General features: G+C 62.9%; 19 protein-coding genes. 9 read left to right on the top strand and 10 right to left on the bottom strand.

Features of this window, described 5'->3' with window-relative positions; all coding sequences use genetic code 11:
- Window positions 1–25: 25 nt before the first annotated feature.
- Window positions 26–676, top strand: coding sequence for a hypothetical protein (locus tag QF036_RS06895; RefSeq protein WP_307100392.1), 651 nt, complete (start codon window positions 26–28; stop codon window positions 674–676).
- A 566-nt stretch (window positions 677–1,242) separates the two neighbouring features.
- Window positions 1,243–2,025: a GntR family transcriptional regulator gene (locus tag QF036_RS06890; RefSeq protein ID WP_307100390.1), complete on the top strand. Its 783-nt coding sequence runs from the start codon at window positions 1,243–1,245 to the stop codon at window positions 2,023–2,025.
- 3 nt (window positions 2,026–2,028) lie between these two features.
- Here the strand turns inward: QF036_RS06890 and QF036_RS06885 are convergent, their stop codons facing one another.
- Window positions 2,029–3,297, bottom strand: a complete 1,269-nt coding sequence (locus QF036_RS06885) for a S8 family serine peptidase (RefSeq protein WP_307100388.1) — start codon at window positions 3,295–3,297, stop codon at window positions 2,029–2,031.
- A 398-nt stretch (window positions 3,298–3,695) separates the two neighbouring features.
- Entirely contained in the window at window positions 3,696–4,244 is a 549-nt protein-coding gene (locus QF036_RS06880) for a TetR/AcrR family transcriptional regulator (protein ID WP_307100386.1), read from the bottom strand.
- 115 nt (window positions 4,245–4,359) lie between these two features.
- On the opposite strand from QF036_RS06880, the gene QF036_RS06875 reads away from it, so the two are divergent.
- Window positions 4,360–5,769 (top strand): MFS transporter, encoded by a 1,410-nt coding sequence (locus tag QF036_RS06875; RefSeq protein ID WP_307100384.1) that lies wholly within the window; start codon window positions 4,360–4,362, stop codon window positions 5,767–5,769.
- Between the two features lie 20 nt (window positions 5,770–5,789).
- On the opposite strand, the gene QF036_RS06870 is transcribed toward QF036_RS06875, so the two are convergent.
- On the bottom strand, window positions 5,790–6,020 hold the full coding sequence (locus QF036_RS06870) for an FCD domain-containing protein (RefSeq protein WP_307100382.1): 231 nt from the start codon (window positions 6,018–6,020) through the stop codon (window positions 5,790–5,792).
- A gap of 687 nt (window positions 6,021–6,707) precedes the next feature.
- Here QF036_RS06870 and QF036_RS06865 point away from each other — a divergent pair.
- Both QF036_RS06865 and QF036_RS06860 read left to right on the top strand, forming a co-directional pair.
- Window positions 6,708–6,890, top strand: a complete 183-nt coding sequence (locus tag QF036_RS06865; RefSeq protein ID WP_307100381.1) for a hypothetical protein — start codon at window positions 6,708–6,710, stop codon at window positions 6,888–6,890.
- 205 nt (window positions 6,891–7,095) lie between these two features.
- Window positions 7,096–7,530, top strand: coding sequence for a hypothetical protein (locus QF036_RS06860; protein ID WP_307100379.1), 435 nt, complete (start codon window positions 7,096–7,098; stop codon window positions 7,528–7,530).
- 187 nt (window positions 7,531–7,717) lie between these two features.
- On the opposite strand, the gene QF036_RS06855 is transcribed toward QF036_RS06860, so the two are convergent.
- On the bottom strand, window positions 7,718–8,734 hold the full coding sequence (locus QF036_RS06855; protein ID WP_307100377.1) for a nucleoside hydrolase: 1,017 nt from the start codon (window positions 8,732–8,734) through the stop codon (window positions 7,718–7,720).
- A gap of 31 nt (window positions 8,735–8,765) precedes the next feature.
- The gene (locus tag QF036_RS06850) at window positions 8,766–10,199 is read right to left on the bottom strand and encodes an MFS transporter (RefSeq protein WP_373460106.1); all 1,434 of its coding nucleotides are present in this window, start codon (window positions 10,197–10,199) and stop codon (window positions 8,766–8,768) included.
- Window positions 10,200–10,339: 140 nt separating this feature from the next.
- On the opposite strand from QF036_RS06850, the gene QF036_RS06845 reads away from it, so the two are divergent.
- Window positions 10,340–11,212: a PfkB family carbohydrate kinase gene (locus QF036_RS06845; RefSeq protein ID WP_307100375.1), complete on the top strand. Its 873-nt coding sequence runs from the start codon at window positions 10,340–10,342 to the stop codon at window positions 11,210–11,212.
- Complete coding sequence (locus QF036_RS06840) at window positions 11,209–11,748, top strand: GNAT family N-acetyltransferase (RefSeq protein ID WP_307100372.1); 540 nt, start codon at window positions 11,209–11,211, stop codon at window positions 11,746–11,748. Before QF036_RS06845 ends, QF036_RS06840 begins: the two co-directional genes overlap by 4 nt.
- Before the next feature lie 134 nt (window positions 11,749–11,882).
- On the opposite strand, the gene QF036_RS06835 is transcribed toward QF036_RS06840, so the two are convergent.
- Together QF036_RS06835 and QF036_RS06830 are read right to left on the bottom strand one after the other, a co-directional pair.
- Window positions 11,883–12,515 (bottom strand): hypothetical protein, encoded by a 633-nt coding sequence (locus tag QF036_RS06835; protein WP_307100370.1) that lies wholly within the window; start codon window positions 12,513–12,515, stop codon window positions 11,883–11,885.
- A 192-nt stretch (window positions 12,516–12,707) separates the two neighbouring features.
- Window positions 12,708–14,039, bottom strand: coding sequence for a hypothetical protein (locus tag QF036_RS06830; RefSeq protein WP_307100368.1), 1,332 nt, complete (start codon window positions 14,037–14,039; stop codon window positions 12,708–12,710).
- A gap of 66 nt (window positions 14,040–14,105) precedes the next feature.
- On the opposite strand from QF036_RS06830, the gene QF036_RS06825 reads away from it, so the two are divergent.
- On the top strand, window positions 14,106–14,246 hold the full coding sequence (locus QF036_RS06825; RefSeq protein WP_307100366.1) for a hypothetical protein: 141 nt from the start codon (window positions 14,106–14,108) through the stop codon (window positions 14,244–14,246).
- A gap of 441 nt (window positions 14,247–14,687) precedes the next feature.
- Here QF036_RS06825 and QF036_RS06820 read toward each other — a convergent pair whose 3' ends face one another.
- The 3 genes from QF036_RS06820 to QF036_RS06810 all read right to left on the bottom strand — a co-directional run bounded on the left by QF036_RS06820 (window position 14,688) and on the right by QF036_RS06810 (window position 22,725).
- Entirely contained in the window at window positions 14,688–21,167 is a 6,480-nt protein-coding gene (locus QF036_RS06820) for a DUF3320 domain-containing protein (RefSeq protein WP_307100364.1), read from the bottom strand.
- Between the two features lie 297 nt (window positions 21,168–21,464).
- Window positions 21,465–22,154 carry a DUF6994 family protein gene (locus tag QF036_RS06815; protein WP_307100362.1) on the bottom strand — a complete coding sequence of 230 codons (690 nt, stop codon included), beginning with the start codon at window positions 22,152–22,154 and terminating at the stop codon, window positions 21,465–21,467.
- 328 nt (window positions 22,155–22,482) lie between these two features.
- Window positions 22,483–22,725, bottom strand: a complete 243-nt coding sequence (locus QF036_RS06810) for a hypothetical protein (protein ID WP_373460105.1) — start codon at window positions 22,723–22,725, stop codon at window positions 22,483–22,485.
- Between the two features lie 153 nt (window positions 22,726–22,878).
- Between QF036_RS06810 and QF036_RS06805 the strand changes: the two genes are divergently transcribed.
- Complete coding sequence (locus tag QF036_RS06805; protein ID WP_307100360.1) at window positions 22,879–24,933, top strand: hypothetical protein; 2,055 nt, start codon at window positions 22,879–22,881, stop codon at window positions 24,931–24,933.
- Window position 24,934 lies beyond the last annotated feature (1 nt).

Genomic DNA, 24,934 nt, shown 5'->3' with positions numbered 1-24,934 from the left:
TTGCTGGCAGTGAAAAGGGGTACTGATGCTTGATTGGAACATGCCTGTGAGCGGTTGGCAGGTAATTTTGCCTCCAGCCATAGGAGCTTTCGTCTCGGTCATTTCTGTTGCGGCCGCGTACTTCATCGGACGGGGTGCAGAGCGTCGGAGGCAACGTGATTCGATTCTAGAAGCAAATCTGACGGCAATGCACAAGCTGTTTTCCAAGGTGAACTCGCTGACCTCCGACCTGGACCGGCACATCATGCGAAAACAACTGCCGTCTTCTACCACCTTCGACAAGACTTGGAATATTACGACCGGGATCAGTTGGGTTCCAGGATTGCGCGATGCCAAGTTAAAGCGGTGCGTGCTTCAGCCGACAGCCGATGGGCTGATCATTGATTTGTGGCTACGTACTCGCATTCACGGTTTCTATATGCGCATGGACCAGCGTGATCTGACCGATGAGTATAACGATCACCTCCTACGTACAGAGGTGACCAAGATCCATCCACGTTTGCAGGAGTGGGTCATTGGCCGTCGTCCCGCCAGTTGGTTTTTAAAGGACCTAAGCAGTACTGGTTATCGCTTCTTCCATCCCTTGTATGGGGAGCGGCAGAATGAATTGGCCCCTCTAAATCTTGACCCAGAGTCGCAGAAACTCATAGCCGCCAGCTGGGCGCGTACCGACTAATTGCATTCCCTTGTTCATCCGAAGATGTGCTTTTCGGATGAAGGTTTCTTGAGCTGGTCTAGGGACTTCAGGCACGACGTGGCCCAGTACTTTGCCGAGTGACTGCCGGGCGTTGCGGCGAAAGGGCCCACGTGGTGGACGCTTTCGACACGGGACACGAGGACATCGAGCTTTGATCCGCACCAAGACTTCTGAACGAGTGACAAATGTCCTGCTCAGCGATGGAACTGTTATTTCGTCGGGACGTTTCTCGCGAAACAGCTGAATGGCCGTTCGTCCCCGCTCGTCACTTGGAATGGTGAGCGACGGTCGCAGACTGCAGGTCGTCAATTCTTCGCATCTCAAGCTGACCTCGAGCTGATCAACCGATGGCCGTTGGGGCCACTGGCCTTTGGCCGAACTCGGAAATGCTACATCAGAGCGACGTCTACTTAACTGCTCGGCGGTGCGTCGTGCCCCGTCTGCTAGCTGAATCCAATGCGGGTGCACCGCGCACCTTGTCCAACAAGCACGTACCACTTGCTACGCTGGGACTCTCCGAACAAAACACACAAACGAGGCATAACGTGCACGAGGAAGCCGTCCGGTTCCTGTCCCAGCCGGTGGAGGCCCACCCCGGCTCACCGCTCCGGGTTGCCGTGTACTCCCGGATCGCCGAAGCCATCCGCAACAACCTGCTGCAACCCGGCTCCATGCTCCCCACCGAGACCGAACTCGGCGCCGACATGAAGGTCAGCCGCACCGTGGTCCGCGAGGCCCTGATGCTGCTCGAGGAGGACGGCCTCATCCGGGCCCGCCGGGGCGTCGGCCGGTTCGTTTCCGACACCCTCCCCCGCATCGGCATCGAACGCATCCGGCCCTTCGAGGAAGTACTCGGCGGCCCCGGCCACCAGGTCGAGATCAAGCGCATCCAGGTCGAGAAACAGCCGGCCTCCGAATTCGTCGCCCCCGGCGTCGGCGTCGACCCCGGCAGCGACGTCTGGCTCTGGGAGTCTGTCCTGATCCGCGACGGCGAGCCCATTGCGCACCTGCAGGAGAACATTTCCGCCCAGCCTGTCAGTTTTGCCGGCGGCGCCGCCGCGCCCTTGGATGTCAAGGACGACGGCGGCACCACCCTGCTCTCGGCCCTCAACAAGGCGGCTGGCCGGGGACTCGGTCCGGGCGAGTGCCAGATCAGCCTCAGCCAGGTCGGCCCGAGCCGCGCCAAGCTGCTGGACCTACGCCCTTCGGACCCGGTCCTCGTGCTGACGCAGTACGTCCGGCACGCGAACCGGCCGTTGTACCTGGCCAAGTGCCTCATCGCCGACCGCGCCGGTCACCTCTCCGTGATGCAGTCGCTCCAGTCCTAAACCTCAGGGCTGGTCGCAGTCACCAGCCACAGCCTTGCACGCGTTCACACGGCCATGCACCCAGTAGGAGCCAGTGCCGGAAACCGCGGAGTCGGCGGTGGATTGGACTTTTGCGCGGACTGTCTTGTTTTCAGTGCCTGCAGGTGTGCTCCAGACAAGCGCGGCAACGCCTGCAACGACAGGTGAGGCCATTGAGGTACCACTGGCGATGTCGTAGCCCATCTCGCGGCCGTTCTGCCGGCCGATCTCGAAGGGGTGCTTCGGGAAGGTGGAGTAGACATTGACCCCGGGCGCTGCCACATCCACCCACTTGCCATAGGTTGAGAAGGAGGCTTTGGCATCGTTGTTGTCGGTCGCGGCGACGGCAATGACGTTGGGGTAAGCGCCCGGGTAGATCGGCGCCTGGGTACCGGCATTGCCGGCCGCGGCTACTATCACCACCCCTTTGTTCCACGCATTGTTGACGGCAGCCTCGAGTGCCCGCGATGAAACGCGCTGTCCGAGGCTCATGTTGATCACATTGGCACCGTTTTCAACGGCCCAGTTGATGCCATTGACAATCGATGATGTGGAGCCGGAACCGCTGTCGTTCAGGACTTTGCCGTCCAGAATGGAGCAATCCGGGCATACACCGGACACACCCTCCGCGTCCCTGGTGGCGGCAATAATGCCGGCCACGTGGGTGCCGTGGCCGTAGTTGTCTTCGCCTGTTGCCGCGGTGCTGAAGTTGGCGTGCAGAGCGACATTCGCTGCAATGTCGTCGTTGTCCGTGGCGACACCGGTGTCGAGCACGGCAACCTTGATGCCCTCGCCGGTAGTGACCTCCCATGCTTCGACGGCGTCCACATCGGCGTCGGCCTTGCCCCTGGCCACAGTAACCGTGTCGTTGGTGTTAGTGAATGACTGACCCTCGTTGTGCAGAGCGTACTGGCGGGGGAAGTAGTCCGGGTCGGGTCCGTCGACGGCGGCGGTTACCAGCTGGTCCGGCTCGGCGTATTCAACGGCCGGGTTCCGGCTCAGGGATTCGACGAGCTGAGATTCCTTGCCGGCCGGCACCTTGATGAGGTGGGCGCCAGTGCTGCCGATGCCAACGCCGTCGCTGAGACCATTCTGGCGCAGCAGGCCAAGCGCTGCGCCGCTGTCGCGGAACTTGACGATGATCTGACCAGAGATCTGCTGCGGCTCCGTTGCCGCGTTGCTCGGGACAGTTACGGTGAGTGCGCCAAAACCTACGGCTGCTGAGGCGAGGCTGGCTATAACGACGTTTTTCATACCGAGCATCTTGCTTCAATCCGCCGCAGCTACCTAGTGTCTGCCGGAAGATTACCCCGAGTTTTTGTACGGCTGTCGCGGTTTGAACCGTGCCAAGACGACGACAGCTGGACAAAAACTCGGGGTGGGCCAGGGCTTAGGCGCCGCCGGCCTGAAAAGACGGACGACGGGCGCGAGCAGGAGCTGGTCAACTGGGACTGGGCCCTCGAGCGGCTTCGCACCGGTGGTTGAGCCTGTCGAACCCGGTAGTTGATGGTCAGATCGGCCTCAGCCACATGGGTCCGAGCCGTGCCAAGGTGCCGGACACGCGCCTCTGACCCGGTCCTCATGCTGACGCAGTACGTCCGGGCGTCAGCATAAGGCGGACCCGCGGCCTTCGAATGCGCCCGCTGAACCCGTCAGGGAGCGAGCAGTCCGTCAGCGACGATCGCAAGCATCGATGCCACTGCGTCGGCGGGAAGCTCGCTGTTGTCTGCGACTGCAGCCGCCCCGCCAACAAGCCGACTGATTTGGATTGCCTCGACCCCGGGGCGCAGGGCCGAGTCCAACGCCTCAATCACGCGCTGATTCGCGTTGATGTAAGTCGTGCATTTCGCCGCGAATGGAGACTCAGGGTCGCCCAGCGCAGCAGTGATCCGCGCGGCTGCACCCTTGTGTTCTGTCAGCATCGCTGCGTAGTCGCTCAGCCAGGTCAACAGCTGCTCCCGCGCCGATGCATCGAGCGAGAGCGCCCTGTCGACTGCCTCATTGACCTTCTCTGCCCAAGCCTCAAGAACCGCGTCGTACAGGGACTCTTTGGTCGGGAAGTGCCGGTACAGCGTTCCGGTGCCCACCCCGGCCCCTTTGCCGACCTCGTCCATCGAGACGGCATCGAAGCCTTTGGCGCGGAAAAGCGCACGCGCAACCTCCACAATGCGGTCGCGATTGCGTTGAGCGTCAGCGCGCACAGAAACACCTCTCAAAAGATGGTTGCAAAGCGGAGAGTGTCTCCGTATAGTTCTAAGCGGAGCATCTCTCCTCTTAGTGTACGTCAGCCCTTCGGCTAGAACAGGACACCACCCCATGACATCCACAATCGCCACACGTGCGTCCGCCGGGATCGCGCCATCCGGCCGCCGCGCCGGCAGCATGGGCCTCTGGCTGGTCATGCTGGCCCAACTCATGCTTGTCCTCGACGCAACAGTCGTTAACGTCTCGCTCCCCCACATCGCCACCGACCTCCATTTCACCCGGGCCCAGCTCAGCTGGGTCTTGAACGGCTACGCCGTAGCCTTCGGCGGCCTCCTGCTGCTCGGCGGACGGATCGGAGACGTCTTCGGCCGTCGCCGGACGTTCCTGGTGGGCGTCGCAGTCTTCACGGTCTTCTCGCTGCTCGGCGGCCTGGCCACCTCACCCCTTCTGCTCGTCATCGCACGCGCACTGCAAGGCCTCGGTGCCGCATTCGCCGCCCCGAGCGTGCTCGCGCTCATCACTACGAGCGCACGGGACGACGGCGCACGGAACCGGGCGCTTGCATTGTTCTCCGCCGTCGCCTCGATGGGCGGCGCGCTCGGGCTCATTCTTGGCGGCCTGCTCACCGACATGGCCAACTGGCGGTGGACCCTCTTCATCAACGTGCCGATCGGCGTCGTCGTCCTCGTTGCCGTACCGCGCCTCGTCGCCGAAACTCCCCGCAGACCCGGGCGCTTCGACATTCTCGGAGCAGTGACCGCAACGGGCGGCGCCGTCGCCATCGTGTGGGCTCTCATCCAGGCGGGCGACGACGGCTGGTCCAGTCCCCGCACGATCGGCGGGTTCGTGGTCGGCGCAGCGCTGATCACCGTGCTCGCCTTCACCGAGCGGAGAGTGGCCCACCCCCTGCTCCGCCCGCAGCTGCTCCGCAGCCCGAGCCGGGTGGCCGCGCTGGCGGCGATGGCGGCCACCTACGGCGGGATGCTGGCGATGTTCTTCCTCATGGTCCAGTACCTCGAAAACGATCTGCACCTCACACCGCTGTTGACGGGGCTGGCGTTCCTGCCGATGCCCCTGAGCATCTTCGCGATGTCGCGGATCGTCCCGCGGCTGGTCGAGCGCTTCGGGGCCGTCCGCCTCGTCATGCTCGGCGCCGCCCTTCGCGTCGTCGCCTTCCTGCCACTCACGCAACTGAGTCCGGACACCCCCTTCGCCATCGTCATGGTTGCCCTTCTCTTGACGGGAATCTCAGCCGGCATGACGTTCATGCCGCTCACGACGCTCGCGCTTCGCAACGTCGAACCCGAGCACGCAGGGTCCGCCTCCGGGCTTTTCCAGACCATGCAGCAACTTGGCGGCGCCGTCGGACTGGCCATCGTGGCTTCAACCTACGCGGCCTTCGCTGTCCCCGGCGACTTCCTGACCGGCGGACGGGCCGGGTTCTGGTCGGCGACCATCCTCTCCGCCCTGGCGCTGGCAGCCGTCGTCGGGCTGGTCATCAGGCCTCGGAAGGTGGCCTGACGGCACGCTTTCGCTGCACGTCAGGAGTCGCCGGAGGCTGCCGGTGAGGAATCCTCCGGCGAGACCAGGAATCCATGAGGCAGGGAGGCAGTTCCCTGGAGATGATCGAGGGCAACCTGGTAGGCGCCATCCGCATCGCCACGGAGAATTGCGTCGACAATTTCCTGATGCTGCTGATTGGAATGCTCAAGGTTGGCACCAGTAACGGGATCCGGTCCAGCGACCGAATCCAGCCAAGAAATTGCCAGCATGGCTTGACTCGAACACGTGGAGGAGGACCGGCAGATACACATCGCTAAAACACATCAAAGCCTTGGCCGAGCTATCTCGCAACGCCGTGGCGAGCGTCGGCTGGAACTCCAGAGACCCACTAAGCGAGGCATAACGTGCACGGTGGGGGCGCAGCCCGGCTTACCGCTCCGAGTTGCCGTTTACTCCCGGATCGCCTGGTTGGCACCGTTCTGGCCATTCCATTCATTGCCGCGAGATCGCGTCCGCTGCGAGGGCGAACAGCATTGCCGCGAACAGAGTCAGGACGCGGCGGAGTGATGGCTTCATTTTTCAGACTTTCTGCAGATGCCCTCGGCCTCGATGCCGAAGGCATTAATGACCGGAATACCGGGATCGGCTTACGCGGTCCGTGTGCTCCGAAGCCGACTGGCTTCGCCAGCCTCTCTCGATGCGGGACGTCACCCGATGATCAGGATGACGGACTGGTTCCCCCAAGCAGACCGACTGCAGGTCGACGAGGTGCGCTGGTTGCGTCAGGCCCGTCGGCGCCTTATTTTCTATCGGCGCTACCCTGTCAAAAACCTGTGGTCACGTGACTCTTCAATGGACTAAACCCCTTCTTTGAGGGGAGCGTCGCCCGTAGCTTAGCGAGCATTGACGGCTATTGGTGCGGGAGCGATTCCCGTGCAGCATTCGCCGGAGGCGCTGTGGACCTTCAATGTGACGCGCCGACCCTCGACCGGGACCGGCACGTTTTCCAGCACTTTGAGATCACGCAGCCCCAGCTCGGGCAGCAGGCAGGGCAGGCAGCGTTCCCGCAGGTCAACCAGCTGCAATCGCGCCCGTCCGGGCAGGTCACCACCATGGCGGAAGCCATGCACTCCCCCTAAGACCGGGGGTGCGCCGGTTGCGGCAAGCCGGTTACCCCAAGGTTCTTCCAAGATTTCTCCAAGGTGGCATTCAAAGACTTGGAGGCCTTGGTGGATCAGTCGATGCCTAGGGGGCCAAGAGATCTAAGAAGCAACACAAGAGCAAAGGGGCTTGGAAATGAAAAAATGGCTAACTTCCGCAGCACTGGCCGCAAGCATTGCAGCTTTGGCCGCCCCGGCTGTCGCCGCGCCGCCTTCCACCGCGCCGTCGGGACCGCCCACAACCATCAGCTTCGACGACGTAGAGCTGACGGGGTGCGACTTCAAGGTGACGGCAGATATCACTGGGAAGACTAAGGAGATCACTCTTCCCAGCGGCGGACTGATCGTCACCGCCCCGAACCAGACGGCCACCGTAACGAACGAGAAGACCGGGAAAACCGCTGACTTTGTCATCACCGGAGTCTTCTTCATAACAACAGACGAAGCAGACAACATCACTTTCAAGGCGAGGGGAAGGAATATCCTGACCCGCAGCGACGGAATCTTCCTCACCTCGGGCAATGTCTCATTCAGCTTTGACGCGGCGGGGAGCGTTGTCACGGAATTCTCTACTACCGGCCCGGGCAGCATCATCGACGTGTGCAAGGTTCTCTCCTAGGACCAACACCGGCCTCAGCGGCCTGCAGCATCTGCGGCAGCGCTGAGGGTCCACGACTGCTGGACCCACTGGCGCCAGAGCTGTCTTTCATCTCCTGGAACGGCTCTGGCGCCCACAAATACACGAGCGGTGTGCCGGATTCCTCAGACAGACAGTAATCTCCACGCAAGCCATCGAATCCACAACGCTAGACGACGGCCGCACCCAAGGCCACAGCCGCACCCACCGCATCACCCGCAGCCGCTGGAGCCCCGAACGACAGCAGCGTCTCCACCAAATGCGGCGCGAAGTCATCATCCAGCGACAGCACCACCCGGCAGCGGGCACCGGGCTGCTCGGGATAGTCCAGGTACAGTCCCCGGAGGTCGCAGACGGTCTGCCCGCGGCCCGGCCCGGAAGTGGTGTCGACGTCCACATGCACTATCGGGGCGACGGCAGCGGTCACAGCACCAACCGCGAGCGCGGCGGCGAGGGGATCGTGCATGGCGGAGCAGGCCCGGCCAAAGATTCCCTCGTAGAACCGGAAGTAGTAGCCCAGCATCTCCCCCAGCGCCCGCGGCACAGAACCGGAAGAGGCAAGCAGTTCCTGCCGGTGGTTCTCCTCCAGCACGTTGGTCATGGTCACGTCCAGCGGCACCAGGGTCACGTTCCAGCCGGCGGACAGCACCAGGGCGGCGGCCTCGGGGTCGTTGGCGATGTTCGCCTCCGCCACGGGCGTGAGGTTCCCCGGGGCGAGGGCCGCGCCGCCCATGATCGTGATCTTCGAAACCAACTGAGGCAGCTCGGGCTCCAGCCGCAGGGCCTCGGCGATGTTGGTGAGCGGGCCGATGGCCAGGACCCGCAGCGTGCCGGGGTGCTCGTGTGCGAGCCGCACCAGCATCTCCGCTGCGCTCTCCGACGTAAGTTCGGCAGCCGCCGTCGAAAGCGACACCTCGCCGATGCCGTTGGCGCCGTGCACCCACGGCGCTCCCCCGCCAAAGGAACCGGCAAGGGGATCGTGCGCGCCGAGGGCAACAGGAATATGTGCGTGCCCGGCGAGCTGGAGCAGGTCCAGGGTGTTGCGGGCGCCGACGGCGGCACTGACGTTGCCGCTGACGGCGCCGATCCCCCGCACGTCCGCCTGGGGCGAAGCGAGCAGGTAGGCCAGGGCGAGGGCGTCGTCGATGCCGGTGTCGCAGTCCAGGTAGAACGGGTGGCTGGTCATGGGAGTGGTCCTTCTTTCAGATAGGGGGAAGTTAGAGGGTTTCGCCCTTGGGGGCGGCGACGAAGAGGCTGACGATGAACGCCGCGGCCGTGATGCCCACCGAGATCCAGAGGGCGGTGGCGTAACCGGCCGAGGTGGTCTGGGCGGCGAACGGCGCCACAATCACGACGCCGAGGCTCGCCCCGATGCCGAAAGAGGCACCGTTGATGCCCGGCAGAGCGGCGGGGGCTTCCTTGGGCGAGAGCAGGACGGAGAGCCCGTTGATCGCCGTGAGGAAGAGGCCGTTGTAGAAGATGCCGAGGGCCGCGACGGCGACCATCACCGCGATCTGGTTGTCGGAAAACAAGGCGGCGGCCACGGCACAGGCCAGGCTGAGCGCGGTGCCGGCGCGGAGGGTCTTGATCCAGCCGCGGCGGCCGGCCAGCCACCCGGCCAAAGGCGCCGCAAAGACGCCGATGAGCGCGGCCGGGGTGAGGAACAGCAGGGCGGAGACAGAAGCGGAAAGCCCGAACCCGGCGTCGTGATCCTGGCTGAGCAGCACCACGGTGAAGTTCATGACGGCGAAGATGCCGGCGAGGGTCAGCACGGTGGTCGCGATGACGGGCCACACCTGCCGGGAGCGCAGGTGGTGGACGGCGAAGAGCGGGTGGCTGCGCCGTTTCTCGATCATCCAGAAGGCGGCGAAAGAGGCAACGGTTCCGGCCAGCAGGGCCAGCGTGCCCGGGGCGGTCCAGCCGGCGGCCGATCCGCCGGAGACGAAGTATGTGATGAACACCAGGAAAACCGAGAGTGAGCCCGCCCCCCACCAGTCCATGGCGCCGCGGACGCCGTGCGGCCGTCCCTTCGGGACGGTCCTGAGGATGCAGCCGGCGGCGACGGCGGTGAGCACCAGCACGACGGCGAAGATGGACCGGAAGCCGAGGGTCTCGGACATCAGGCCGCCGACGTAGCCGTCCACTCCCCCGATGCCGCCGTTAATGGCAGCGATGATGCCCACGGAGGTGCCGAAGACGCGCGGCTGCAGGTTCTCGCTGAGCACGATGTAGGAGAGTGCGAAGACCGCGCTGGACACGCCCTGCAGGAAGCGGCCGGTGATGAGGATCGGCAGCGTCGGCGCGGCGATGCACAGGATGGTTCCGGCGCCCATGATGGCCAGCACCAGCAGGAGGGCGGTGCGCCGGCCGATGAAGTCGCTCCACCTGCCGATCACGGGCCCGGCGATGGCGCCGGCGAGGAAGAACATGGACTGCACGGGGGCGGCCGCGTCGGCGCCCAGACCGAAGCTGGCGGCGATCTGCGGCAGCGCCGGGGTGACCATGCTGGCGTTGAGCTGGAAGGACAGCACGCCGAGGAGCAGGGTGGAGATGAGGAGGGCGGCGCGGCGGCCGCTCAGTTTGGTCTGGTGCACGTCTTCATTTTCGACGGCGGATGGCGGCGAGGCGGTGCCGGCGGTTGGTGTGTTCACATCAAACTCCTTTGTTCTGCAGGCTGGTTCTGCCGTGGGATGTGAGTTGTTATACAACCATGTATGACGAACAAGTACAACCGTGCCGTACACTATTTCCTAATTCAGCCGCCCCTGGCTCGACCTGATAGGACTTTCTCATGAGCACTCGACTTCCTGCCGTCACTGTTGTCGGCAGCATCAATCTGGACATCATCGCCACCACGGACCGGCTCCCCACCGCCGGGGAGACCATCGGCGGCGGCGTGCTGCAGCAGCAGCCCGGCGGCAAGGGAGCCAACCAGGCCGCGGCCGCCGCGCGCCTGGCCGGCAGCGCGAGGATGATCGGCGCGGTGGGCGACGACGGCCAGGGCCGCCTGATGCTCGAAGCTCTGTCCGGCGCCGGTGTGGACACCGCCGACGTGGCGGTGCTCGACGGCGACGCGACCGGCACCGCACTGATCGTGGTGGACCGCGACGGCGAGAACCAGATCGTGGTGTGCCCTGGGGCGAACTCAGCATTTTCGCTGGAGGGCGTCGAGTTTGGGTCCGACGAGACCGTGCTGTGCCAGCTCGAGGTCGGCCTGCCCGTGGTGATGGAGGCGGCGCGGCGTTCCACCGGCTTCTTCGTCATCAACGCGGCCCCGGCAATGGACCTGCCCGCGGAGCTGCTGGACCGGTGCGACCTGGTGATCGTCAATGAGTCCGAATACGAGCTGATTCCGGCACTGGCTGACGCGAAGCTGGTGGCCGTGACGTACGGGAAGGACGGGTCGGCGATGTTCGAGCACGGTCGGAAGGTGGCCGAGGCGCCTGCTGTCTCCGTGGCGGTGGCCAACACCATCGGGGCGGGCGACGCGTTTTGTGCGGCGCTGGTGCTGGCGCTCCGGAGCGGAACGGACTACTCCACGGCGCTGGCCGTGGCGAACGCTGTGGGGGCGGATGCGGTGGGCGATTCGTCCTCGCAGCCGGCGCTGGCGAGACTCGAGGAGTACGTTGAGCGAGTGGCTGGGGCCGGGGTTGCTGCGCCGTGACTGTGGTTTTCAGGCTGGCAACGGCCGCCGACTATTCAGAGGTCCAGAGAATCACGCGAGAGGCGTACCTCCACGCCGGGCACTTCGCTGCCGACCACCCATACATGAGTGCGCTGGATGACGTGGAACACCGGGCGAAGCATGCCGAGGTGTGGGTCGCCGAATCATCGGGCGCAGTCGTGGCAGCAGTGACGCTCACCTTCGCAGGACAACCGTACAGCGAGATTGCAATGGAAAATGAGCTCGAGTTCCGGATGCTCGCGGTTGATCCTGCCGTTCAAGGCGGCGGCGTTGGGCGTGCCCTTGTCCGGCGGGTCATCGAACACGCGGAGTCGTTGCCGAATATCAGGGCGATCAGCATAACGAGCGCGACGTTCATGGAACGGGCGCATGCTCTTTACGAATCCCTGGGCTTCCGGAGGGTCCCGGCCCGCGACTGGTACGTGCCGGATGAGGATGTGCTGCTGTGGGTGTTCCGGTTGGAGTTGGCGGTGGTCGAGCTTGTCGATACGGCGCACGACTCGGCCGGTGGTTGATCCTGCCGGACCCCAAAGAGCAGGGGCATTGCCCGCAACAACGGCGGCGCCAAGTCCCTGGGCGCGCACCCGGAGGCGTCACTGCGGCAGCATACTCTCGGGCTCATGCGGCGAGGACGGAGCGCTGCCGGCATCTATCCTGCGAACGCAAAGTCGACGGTGATTTCGGGATCAACGCTTGCGATGACCCCGGAGTAGAAAACCTTGGCCTGCTCCTTCAGCGCTGCTTCGTTTTGGGAGATGTACTTCTGCTTGTTCTCGTCACTGAGGATGTTGTTCACCATGCGAGTTTGAACGGCTGGCGTTGCCAGCCAGCCAAGCGCGTTGCTGCTTTCGAGGGGGTCCTCGAACGCGGGCTTGTCAAAGCCGATGCCAATGAATTGAGGGACAGTCACCCGAAACGACTCTGGGCCGGTGGGTTCGATCGTCACCCGTGACCCATCGATGCCTAATTTTGCGTCGAACTTGTACTGGATCAGCGTCGTCTTCTCGCTCCCGGGTACGGCCACGCCGAAAATCTCTCCACTGCTTTCGTTCCTCGAGACACCCTCGATGTGAAGACTTAGCAAGGCGACCTCTTGCACGCGCGTGACAGCCTGAACCACCTGCGAATCGCGTTCGTTCGAGCTGCTGGTGAACAGCGAACTGAGTGCGAGCGCGTTAAGTGCACCGGATGCGAATGCGGCGCCCGTTCCCGCAACAACTAGCACGATGATCAGCAGAACAGGCCAAAGCAGAACCCGTGCTTTGAACAACTTTATGAGCATTGAGTCTCCATTTTCATTTTGACGTCGAAACGCCCTCGGGTGGTCACAGTACGGAACGGCCGGCCGTAACAGATCGCCGGGCCAAGTACCCTCAAACCATTTGTAAGAGCAAGAACTGGCCGATTATGACGCGCCACCCACCCTGGGCATAAGGCTGCGAGCCGTGCGTCCCAACCTCGGTGAACAGTACGCCTAGCTAAGTGGTGAGGGCTGGCGCGCAGCAGGGTCTTGGCTCTCCGCCAGGTCCTCTGCATCTTCCGCTAGATCTTCAACCAGCTTCGGCTCAAGGCCGTTCTCGCACAAGTACTTCATTGCCCTTCCAATTGTCTCAAGCTTCTTCTTCAGCTCTTTCAGTGTCTGAGCGGACTCATCGGAGAACTCGTCCAGCCGCTCATATTCGCGGCGGACTGTTATCTCATTTGAAGTTAGGATGCTCCACAACGTGTAGTCCGGTTCAAGGTTTTGCCGCTGGCGCAGTATCGCGGCCGCCAAGCGGCGCTGAATCACTGCTTCGACGGTTTCGGCTGAAGTGCCGGGGCTGGCAAGGCTAAAGGCGATGCCACCACCACCCGCACCCACCAGCGTCCCCGCAGTTAGAAGTCCACCAATCATTCCTCCAGGACCGAATCCGGCCAGGGCACTCGTGATGACTGCCGCACCTACCACCCCAGGTGCCGCTGCCAAGGCAAGGCCGCCGGTGGCGACGACTAGTGCGACGGCACCCGCGCCGAGTGCTCCCCATTTCTTCCAATCAATTACGAGCGCTCCACTGAGCACATCTTGGGCCTCTTTGGCAGCCTCAAAAACGTGAGTACCGTACTGGCTACCCAACCCCATCTCCGAGGTAAGCTCCCGCATTGCGCCGAGCCATTTACCGCGGTCTACGTTGATATCAAACGGCCGGATCACATTTTCGGATGCCAGAACTGTCAGTAGCGTTACCGCGTCCTCTTTAGTGAGATGACGGCTCGGCAGGGGCTCAGGGACGTTCGCATTCGAGTCTGATGCGTCGAAGGCCAGCCTTGCAACTTGAGAGGGCAGCGGCCTCCCCGCTTCCTTATTCCTTTGACGGATTTCATCGACGACTGTGGCCTGCACTTGCCGCAACGCTCCAGCAAATCGAATACCCTGTTCGCCGTCAAGCCGTTCCTTGAGCAGATGGGCATAACGCAGTGCCACCAAGGCAGTCAGTTCAGACGCATCCAGTGGAATATCGAGACCTCGCTCCGCGAGGACAATTTCCTTGGACTTGGATCCGAAGAGCCCAAACCCCACGGCTTCGGCGACGGCATCGTGTGAGAGGTACGTTTCGGCGTCGTGTACGTGGTGGTTAAATCCAGTTCCAATTCGGAAGTCAAGCATCCAGTTGAACACCGACGACAGGCCCCTGTGGGCCGCTACTGGGTCCAGCACGTTCCAGAAATTTGCCCACCAAGCCAAGTTGGTGGGTGGCTCCTGCATATTTTCTCGCAGTTTGTCGACATTGAATCTGCCGCTCGCCAGTGGGCTGCCGATGGTGACCAAACCGACCACCTCGAGCTCTTTCGGTAACCGCTGAATCAGGTCTGCAGCAATTACTGACCCTAGGCTATGACCAACAATTACTATCCGGCCGGCTGCGGGCAGTTTGCGAAGGATGAGCCGCAGAACCTGTGCTCTGACGTCAGCGTCACCGAGGTACTTTCGGACTTGCGCGAAACCGGGAAGGTTGGCCGCCCCGTTAACCACTAGTTCGGCGCCACCCCAGCCGGTCCCGTGGTCATGTCTTCCTAACCGAAACTCCAGCGCAGCTGTGCGTCGCTCAAAATCCCGGCGATTCTGGCGGACCTTGTCCCTCGCAGGCTGCTTAACGTTGATCTTCGGAAGAGGGAAGGATTCATCACAGTCCCTGAGTGCGTGAGCATACCTGGGTGCAAGTATGCGTTCAGGGTTTATGCGCGGATACCCCAGGCGCGATAACGCCGCCTCAAGGCCAGTCAGCCAGGCACGGTCTCTGTTTCCGTCTCCGACGCCGTGCAGAAAGAGCAGTGTGGGTTCTTGGGACATGGGAACTCCGATCAAAATTTGAATCAATTTGTTTAGGGTGCGAGCGCCAGCTAGCTAACGGCATCTGCAGGCCCGCTTGCTATGCCTTCTGGGAAAAATCAATGATTGCCTAAATGCCCTATTCGCCTAGCTAGCCAGCTGCACGAATGCACCTCGAAGCTCAAGCCTCTTCGTGTCGACGCCATACTGCAGACCTTCGTTCAGGCGGGCTGTCACACCTGCCGTCAAACGCTTGCCCCCGAAAGTCCTGATGGTCTCTCGGTGGAGCTCGTCCACTGCGATGCCACCGGAGAGCCGCACGATGTCGACCATCGCGTTCCGAATTTCGACAACGCTGATGTGCTCAGGTTTCCTCGTGATGTCAACGCTGTTAGGGCGGAACTGCTCCCACATCTCCCGGTCAACCGAAGCGTCCCAGATAAAACCGTCGGCGTCGCAATAGTGGAGTGATTCGTCCAAAACATCGAGTACGGAATTTGCCCTTTGCGAGTTCACCTTGTTGAGTTCAAAAGCAGCGCAGACGAGCTTGGCGAGCCGCTCCTGGTGGATAGGTCCTTCTGCTGCGATCACATCTTGGATAGCTTCGCGTACGGCTGTTAAGGAGCGGCGGGAGTGAAGCGTGTCCAGTACTTCAAGGCCGCCGAAGCGCCGGACAGTCCAAGGCTCGTAGCTGGACTGGGCGGATGCGCTAACAAGCGTGGCTGGCCTAGGGTTCGCTTGAACGGCCTCCAGGAGGGTTCCCTGGCCCAGCGGCGAAGTGTACTTGCCGGCGACCAGAACGAACTCCTGCTCAGGTGCGGCCGGCTCTGCCGCCCGTCGTCCGGAGCGCGTCACCGCGGGAGTTCCGCCAGTCAACGCATCCTGAAGTTCTGAATCGGGAGCTGCCGCCTCGTACGCTTCCTCCAGAGCAGCTTCAAGCTTGTCCAGCACCGCGTCCCGGTCGGCCAGCCACGCCGGCAGCCAGACCCGCTGCACTGAGGGCCAGCGCATCATGCGCGTCAGGACATCCCGGGGCAGCCCGTCCCGGTCGCCCGCCGTCCGGCGGGCAGCCCACGCGGGACCGTCCAACAGAATCGCCATCAGCTGGCGGGACGGGTCTTCCGCCGACGCAACACTCAGGTCCACCTTGAAATCGGACAACCCCACATCCGACGAAACAACAAAGCCGCGGTCCCGCAACGCGTCGGCTATTTCTTCGCGATGCAGGTCGACACTGGCGGCGCGACGCCCGTCGTAAGGCAGCGCCGCGGTGCCCTGCTCTGCCAGGTCAAGGTAAGACCGCAGGTGCTTGATGCCAACGGAGCTGGTTTCCTCGGAGCGCAGGTCGGCCGGGTTGAAGCTGGAGAAAACAATAACTTGTCGGCGTGCACGGGTGACAGCAACGTTGAGGCGCCGTTCCCCACCAGACCGGTTCAAGGGACCAAAGTTCAGCGGCAGGTATCCCTTGTCATTCTTGCTGAACCCCGTCGAGAACAGGATGACGTCCCGCTCATCACCTTGCACGTTCTCGAGGTTTTTAACGAAAAGCCCTTCTGAGTCGTCGTCAAGAGCAGCGAGGATGCGCGGCTCCCCCGTGTCGCGCAGCAGACCTTCGATCAGTGCGCGTTGCTGCAGGTTGAACGTCACCACACCGATGGAGGGAGTGTCCGCGGGATCAGCATCAAACCTGTGACGGATCTCGGCCACCACCGCCGCGGCCTCCACAGGATTGGTACGAAGGACCTTGGATGGTCCCGAACGGTGGAACTGGCCGTCGACCCGGACAAAGTTCACCCCGTGCCCGCGAACACCCGCATTCGCAGCGCCATGGGACGGGCCCGGGAACGAGGAAAGCTTGCTGTCGTAGTACTGCTGGTTACTGAAAGCAATCAGCGATTCGTCCTGGCTCCGGTAGTGCCAGGACAGCCACTGCCGCGGCACCCGCGCTTCCACGCATTCGGAAAGGATCGACTCCATATCCTCCACCACGGAGATCTCGGCGTCGCCGTCGCTGCCGGCGTCGGAGGAAATCTCCGCGAACGACGTGGGCGGCATCTGCTTGCTGTCACCCACGACCACCACTGACGCACCGCGGCCCATGGCACCTACCGCGTCGGCAACCCGGATCTGTGAGGCTTCGTCGAACACCACGATGTCGAACAGACCTGCCTTGGCGGGGAAGAAGCGCGCCACCGAATCCGGGCTGACCAGCGTGCAGGGCATGATCCCCGTGATGAGGTCTGCGTACTGTTCCATCAGTTTGCGGACGGACATGCCGCCCCGCTGCCTGGTCAGTTGCCGTTGCAGCTCGCCCATGCGCCCGGAGGTCGACGACGACGAGACCGTCCGGGAGCTCAGAACCTCGGCGGGGAGGTTGGTTTTGAGCAGCTCGCGTACCGTTTCGGCACGGGTGGTAAACCGCTCGATAGTGCGCTCGTGAACCGTGGCGTCAAAATCGTTCAACCCCGTGGCGATGCGCCGTTCGGCCAGCGACCCTTCAGCTAGGCCGCGCTCAAAGGCTGCTGCTGCGTCATCGGCCTCCAGCTCGCCGTCGAGGATTGCAATACGCGCGTCCACCAGCCCCGCGGCACGCAGCGGCTCGACATGACGGACGAGCTCAAACCACCGCGTCAGCGGGACCGACCCCGCCGCGTCCAGTCGCCGCGGCACGGACGTTTCCCACCATCGAGCCAGGAAGCCCCGCTCACCGCTCCACACACGCAGGTCACCGCTACCCACACATTGAATCTGCAGGAACTCTTCCCAAGCTAGGGAAAGCTCCCGCAGCCAGCCCACAACGTTCTGGTGGACGTCTGGGGCATCCTGGAGGAAAGCACGAAGCTCGGTCTGGAAGCTCACGACGTCAGGTTCGGGGGACGGCTGCACCGCCTGCGCGGCCCAGCGAAGCCAGGAAATGCGGTGTCTGAGATCGGCTTGTGCGTCCGGCGTCAGCGGGTTCCAATGCTGATCCGTAGGAAGCCCGGGCAAAGAGCCCCGCGTTGCCCGCAGGCCGGAGACCTCCTGCTGGACAGCCACCAGTTTCTCCAGCAGCGGCACAAGCTCCTTATGACGGACTTCAGCGCCAGATACAAGCACGGGAGACAGTTCGGCGGCCACTGCCAGCAGCCGCTTCTTGCGTCCCCAAAATCCGGATGCTGCGGCCTGCTGCGCACGGCCGAGGATTTCTGGCAGAGGAAGATCCATAGCCACCGGCGCTACATGCTCAAGGCCCGGATGCTGAACGGAGGCAAAGGCCGTAACCAGCTTCTCCAGCTGTTCAGCGTTAACCGACCAGTCGCCGGAACGGACCACATCCAGTGTTCCCACTGGGACGTTCCGGTCCTGCAGCAGAGTAGCGAGAGTTCCGACGTCGGCCGGCGTTTGCGCTGCGTCCAGAACCAAAGAAAGCCCAGGAGTCGGCCGCAGGGCCTTCAACGCTTCGTTGAGGCGCTGTCCCAGAGCCAGCAGCTGCTGCTCGTGCTGCTCGCCGCCGGCAACAGAGACGAAGCGCCATGGGTGGTCAGGTCCAGGACGGACGGGGTCGGTGAACTCCGGAAGTTCCCGGAACACCTGCCGAATCGAGTTCAGGGTGGAGCCATTCAAGGACGCTGTCAGTTCCGGGCTGAGCGGAACCGTCGCGTGGTCAAGTTCATAGGTCAGCGCCTTGGTCCGCGCGCTGTAGAGGGAAAGCTGGGCGCCATTCACCTCATGGACGTTGTGGGCATACCGGACCAGTCCACGGCGGGCCGAGGCAAGATCGGTGGAGGCAGTCTCAAGCTGCTGTTCATTCGCAGACAGGCGCAGCTCCAGGGCGTGTTTGATCTGCGCCCGGACCACCGCCGGCTTGCTGCCCTTGTCATGGAGGTCAAGGGAGAACGGCCCCATCCCGACGTCGTCGAGCCGCTTCTGAACAACGTCGAGTGCCGCCCGCTTCTCCGCAACAAACAAAACCCTTTTGCCGTCAACAATGGCGCGGGTCAGAAGGTTGGTGATGGTCTGTGACTTTCCGGTGCCCGGAGGGCCTTCCAGGACGAACGTCTGGCCGGCGGCTGCAGACGCCACTGCCTCCAGCTGAGACGAATCCGCTGGTATCGGACACTGCGCAGCAAGGGCGTCCAGTTCGACGTCGGGCGTAACGGGAACACTGTCTGAATACAGTTCTGTGGGGGTGCTGATCAGGTGATTGACCAGACTGTTGGCCGTAAATTCCTTCCAGTTCTCGTCTAGGTCCTTCCACAGCCGGAACTTGGCGAACTGCAACATGGACAGGTCCACGGTGTTTTCCACCCGGAAGGCCAGTCCCTTAGCCGAAACGGCGGCCCGGACTGCAGCGAACGCAGCGTCCAGATCGATTCCATATCCGTCTTCCTCCGGCTCGGCCAGGCCCGGAATCCGAAGGTCGTGAGACTGTGCCAGCTTCTCGAGGAGGCAGTAGTTGGGCGTCGACTGACCGGTCTCATCAAGTGTGACCCGGTATAAACCGTTTTTCCCTGCTGAGGTCAGTTTGACCGGGACCAGAACCAGCGGGGACCGAAGCGCCCGGCCGTCCAGCTCCCACATCAGGCTGCCGATGGCCAGGTAGAGGTTGTTGGCTCCGGTTTCCTCCAACTGGGTCTTGGCCTTGTAGGCGAGCCCGCGCATCTTGGCGTTGTAGCCGTCTTCGCTGACCTCGGCAAACACGGACTTTTTGGAGCTGAGCAGGTCCGCGAGTTCGTCTTGGGGAAGGTCGTTGCCAAAGCGGATGCCGCGCTCCTGGTGGATGGCACTGATCTGGTTTGACGGAAGCAGGCTAACGGACGTGCCCTTGCTGATGAGGTCCTCGAAGGCGCCCATCCATGCGGTAGGCACTGCGAGTGGGAACCGGGCGGTGTCAGTGAAGTTGATGAGCCTGTTCCGCAGGCTCAGGTCCAGCAGGGCGTTCTTCCACTGGACCACCCGGGGTGGAACATCGCTTGTGGTCCTGGCCGTTCCCCCGCTTGAGGCTGCTTTCTTCGGCAGCACCGGCGCAGTCTTGGTTTCCGGGACGTAGTTGACCACGGTGTAGCCTCCGGCGTCGGACGTGGTCCGGGCCGGCAGTGGGTAGATGCCATCGAGGCGGGCGCGCCTGACGTCAGTCACCGCGGTGATCTCGTCATTGCCGCTTTCCACATAACGGTTCAGCGGGCTGCTGCGGAGTGCGGCCGCCGAGATCGGCTGACTGCCGGTGAGGAGCGTGGTTTCCACGAGGCCGATGAAGCCCCGCTGTACAAGGCTGACCAGCTCGGGCACGTCGTCGGACGCCGCAGTGCTGAGGCTGCCTTCTTCCCGCCAGTAGCCGAGGAAGGCGTGGCCCTCCACCAGCCAGATCAGAGGCCGGATGCCGCAGAATTCCAGCGCGGCGGCCAGGACCAGCGTGGTGTCGAGGCACGTGCCCAGACGGTCGTCGAGGACCTGCGCGGGCGTGCGGACCTGCTGGCCCTCCAGTCCCCAGCTGGCAGGTGGCATGCTGTAACGGATGTCACGGGCGCTCATGGCCTGGGCGATGGCGAACACGATCTGATCAACCCGGTCCCCGTCTTCCAGGTACCCGTCGAAGCTGCCGCTGCCGGTTGTTTGCATGAGGATGTCGGCGGCTTCGGACATGAGTTTGGCGATGCTGGGATGGTGCGGCTGCACGTACGCGGCCAGGAACTCGTAGGAGACGAGTCCCTGGCCGGCGATCCACAACTGGGCGGGCAGGAGCGTCAGGTCCGCCTCTGCGCGGCCCAGCTCCGCCACGGCGGCATCGGCACCCGCCGAATGGACGGTCACCAGCACCTTTCCCATCTGGCGGTCAGCCAGTTCATACATGGTGGCAGCCTGAACCGGGACGTTGAGGTCATCGAGCGTGATGGTTTGGCCTGCGGCAAGGTCCACATACTGCTGGAAGTCGCCGGAGATCCGGCCTGACTGCGCGGAGGCCTCCACCTGGACCACTGCACCACGGATTTCCGCGCCAATGTTGGTGATCTTGACCTGCCTGACGAAGCGGAAGCCGTTGTGCGCCATCGCGTAGCTCAGTGCATCTGCAGTGGTCACGTCGACCACAACTTGAGGAGCGGATGCAGCCGGCCCATGGACCAAGGGCTCACCCGGAAGGCTTTCCTCCGGGTGGTCGGACTGCGCGACGGCGGCCGGCAGAGCCTGCTGGTCTTCTTCCGATTGTTCCCGGTTCGGAGAGGACCTGTTCTGGTACTCGGTGAGAAGCGCAACCAACTCGTTCTGAGTTTGGTCCAGCCCGATCACTTTGGCCAGCCGACCTGCAGTGTCCAGGGCACGGAACGTATCGGCGTCGTCGAAGCTCTCATTGTGGGCCCAGCGGTTCCGTGCCTGGCGCAGCTCGGAGGTGTGGCTGCGTGCGTCATGCGGGAGGTTGAAGGGGTAGCCAAGTGAGCCCATGGATTCAGTCATGATGCGCAGCTGCAGGCTGAGATCCGTGGGTGCGTAGGATTGCGCAGCGCGGCCAGCGTTCTCATCCTTGTGCTGAATGATCTTGGTCCATGCCACGCCGGGGGCTACCTCAGAGAGCACTGATGCGATGTAGGGCTCAAGGCCAACCGCCAAGGCCTCAAGGGCCCGGCCCACATACTCGCGGTTGGACAGACTCATCAAATTCCCCCATCTACGGCACCGGCATCAGTACCGTCATTCAATCAATGCAACTAATCATGGCATCCGGCGCTGACAATCCTGAGTGTCTGCTGGCGCTGGCGCCGCTCAGCGGTCCGGAAAACCGGTAAGTTACGGCCCGGACCAATTGAACCCGTCGTTTGAGGCCCTTTCGGCCCTCCCGAGGCTACGGACACGAAGAAAGAGCCGTCCGGCCGACGTAGCGAGCTTTGACCGCAGACGCCGCCGTTCCGCAGGGCCGGTGGGCTGCGACTAAGTGGACTTCCGACTTCCGGCTTACCGTGCGATCCGCCCTTGAAGTTCTTCGTCGATCCTATGATTGCGTGCGGAGATGAAAGCGTTGCTGAGCCGTAAATACTCGAGGTATTCGTCACGGTCCTTCGGAACGGCTGATGTGCTGAAGTCGGCGAACGGGTGGAAGAACCGGATTGTCTGGCCGTCATCCTCCACGAGGTCTTCCAGTAAGAAGAATTTGACGTACCCGGCGAAATCCCCGAACAGTGCGAAGAATTCCGCATATCTGAGCAGGACCTCTGCGAGGGGACTCGGCTCACCAATATAGTGGCGGCGGATGCATTCCAGGGTCAGATCGAAGCGATCGGCGATCCTGGGATGGAGTCCGCGTGCACCATTGATCGTCGGCTTTCTGCCGATCCTGTTGCCCGGAAACACGAGCGTGCTTCCGGGGGTGTAGCCAAGGTACTCGGGTAGGTCGTCTTCCGGTATGTCACGAATGACGTTCCAAGCCTTCTTTCGCAGCCTGGTGGTGATGGCGTCGCTGGCGAGGAAGAAAACACCGGACGAGGATCGGTGCACGAGGTACGCGCGGGGTTCCAGAGTCAGGTGGAAGTGCTGGCCGGTGGGCAACTCCTTGCTCCACAGCTGCTGGTGGTACTTCCGCAGCGCCGGGCTGAAGGAGTCGGGGTCCTTGCCGGACGGAGTATCTGAATGGAAGTCGAAAGTCATCAGTGTCCCTTGAGTTCGTTGCGGATTCCACGGCTGTGACTTTCACCAGTCTTAGCGCGCCAAGGTTGCTCCGCGTGGCTGATGGCCAATTTAGTAGGCGCTATAAGAGCAAGCGCCGGCAGTAACCTTTTGTACTTCACTGTTGGAGACCCCCAAATCGTGCATTGTGCGCGTAGTGCGTGAAATCGTCTCACGGGAACGCACTGGCAAAGCCGGTCTTGATCCAATGCTTCCGCGTTCCTGCGTCAATGCTGAGAATGAATCGCTGGGTCCGTGTAAACCTTGGACTGATTTCCCCGCAGGCAGGCACGGCCCGGGCCACCAGAACCTACGGGCGCACCAGCACCTTCACCGCCATGTCCTTGTGGTTGATCAGAGTGTCGAAGCCCTGCTCCAGCAGGTCCTCCAGTGCGATCCGGCCAGTGATGAATGGTTTGAGCTCCACCTTGCCCTCCTGCACCATCACCACTCCCCCGGGCCGGACGGCGTCGCGCATGGTGTCCAGCACCGCGTTCACGCCGGCGCACTCGAACGCCTCGTCCGCCCCGGTCCCGCCGGTCAGCTCCAGCACGCGCGCCGGGACGTTCGATGATCGGGCTATGCCGACGCGGGTCGGGCAGTGATCACAGTTTGCGTTCCGCGACGAGAAACGTTCCAGCGCACGCGCTCGTGGAACTGATCACTGAGGTCGGGTTGAAGTCGGTGTTGTGGATAGAATACGCGGATGAAAGCGCCTCAGGTGGTCGTGGACCTCGATAGGAAATCTCGGGTGGTCCTTCGAGAGGGACTCCTCGTCGACCGCAAGGGTGTTGAGGTCACAGTTCTTTGGAATGACGGGTCAACGGATGATGTCCGACTCGGTGTTGATGGGGACCACATACTGCTTGCCACCGCGGCTGGCGGGCTACGCCACCGAAAGCACGTCAACCCGGTTGGCACCTCAGAGCTCGTGCGCACGTCGCCTGCACAGGCTTTCGCGTTCGCCCTTCTCGACTCATCGAAACCGGTGTCGAGCAAAGACCTCATCGCGCGTGTCGAGGAGGTCTTCACCGGGGATGTCAGCGCCCTGTGGAAGCGGGCTCGCCTGACCTTCGAGGCGAACGAGAATGTCAAGGCATCGGGCAAGGGTGCCAGCCTCAAGTACATCTGGGTGGGGCAGGCTCCGCTCGATGCAGTCTCGGCTGACATAGCCGCCCAAATGCGCGGACAGACAGCCATGAAAGAGAACACGGTGACGGTGGGACTCGATGCCGGAAATGCCGAGCGAGGCGGTGAGGCTGCTCCGCAGGTCGCCGATGGTGCTGTCGGCAGGCCAATGGATTCAGAAACCCGGAACGAGGCCCGAGACAGCGCAGACAGCGCTGAGGGCGGGCAAATCCACCCGGCTGTCGAACTCGTCCATGCGGCTTCGGTCTCAGGCCAACTGCCTGAGAACTGGGGTCGGCTACTGGACACTGCCCGGCGTAATCCTTTGGCAGCTGGGCTCGCTGTGGACTCGCTGTCCGATAATGCGCTTCAAGCGGCCGTTCCGGTGCTCGGTCGAGCTGCTTTGATCCTGCAGGCCCTGCCGAGGGACAGCAAGGCGATCAAGGCAATTGATGCGGTGCAATTGGCGGGACCCGAGGCTGCGGCCGCTCTAATAGATGCGGCAGACGCCGAGTTGCGCGGTCTTGAGCCGGCGACTGCCAGAGCGCAGGAGCTACGGCACGCCAAGGACTTCCTGATTCGGAGGCTGTTGAACTCGCCCTCGGTTGGTCTCCTCAACCTGGACACTGTCCTTCGTGCCACCCGCGAGATGGAATCGCCGAAAGATGCTGCCAAGAAGGGTGAGTGGGTTGCTGGGGTTCTGGCGACCGTCATAGGCGCGATGGATCAGGACTCTTGGAAGAATCTCTCGCTCCAGGACAAGTCGGCGGTGGCCCGGCGGCTCACCTCCGTTCCGCTGAATGCGACCGGCTCGAGGGCACGCGTGCTGGGGTGGATCTTGCGCAATCATCCAGCAGATCTCGCGGACGACATGTGGTGGCGGGGCGTGGAGTTTGACGATCTGGCTGCGGTCGCCACCACGCCCCTAGCCAGCGCGCTCGAGAGCGATGCCATAGCGTCCGCCGTAGTCAAGCCCTTGGTGGTCAAGAGGCTCGAGTCAGCCACGACGAGGCGTCAGCTGCTCACGTCCCTCGCCGCCCCCACTGCAATTGCTCGCCTCATGGATGAAACGGCCGTTCAGCGAGCGTTCGACCGAGTCCTGCGGGATGACAACATCGGTCGGGCCTGGCTGGTTGGCCTCAGGAATGAGACACGGATATCCGAGCTTGCTCACCAAGTAGAAGCCCTCACTCGCCAGACGAGGGAAATGACAGAGCTGCTGGAGAAGGCCCAGGAAGCCGTGCGGATGAGTGATGACCGACTGCACCGCATGGAGGTACGACTTGGCGAGGCCGCCGCGAGCACCAACAAGCTTCGCGAGTCTCAGTCGCGCCAGATCAGGATCGATGTCATGCGCGCCCTTGCGGAGCTCTGCGCGTACGTCGATGGGGCTGCCGACAGTCAGTCCGCTCAGCGCGTCCGGGAGCGGGTACGGCGAATGGCCGCCCGTGAGGGACTAACTCCGTTTGGTGTCCCAGGGCGGACGGAGCCCTATGACCCACAGCGTCACGATGTCGTCGGGGAGCCGCCACTGCCCAACACACCAGTGACTGTCACGGGCATCGGATATACATGGGGCGAGGGCGCCGACGAGATCGTTCTCGTGCGCGCGCTCGTTGAACGAACTTATTAGG

Origin of the sequence: Arthrobacter globiformis, from assembly GCF_030817195.1 — a bacterium.
GTDB lineage: Bacteria > Actinomycetota > Actinomycetes > Actinomycetales > Micrococcaceae > Arthrobacter > Arthrobacter globiformis_D.
This window is presented reverse-complemented; position numbering and strand designations above follow the sequence as displayed.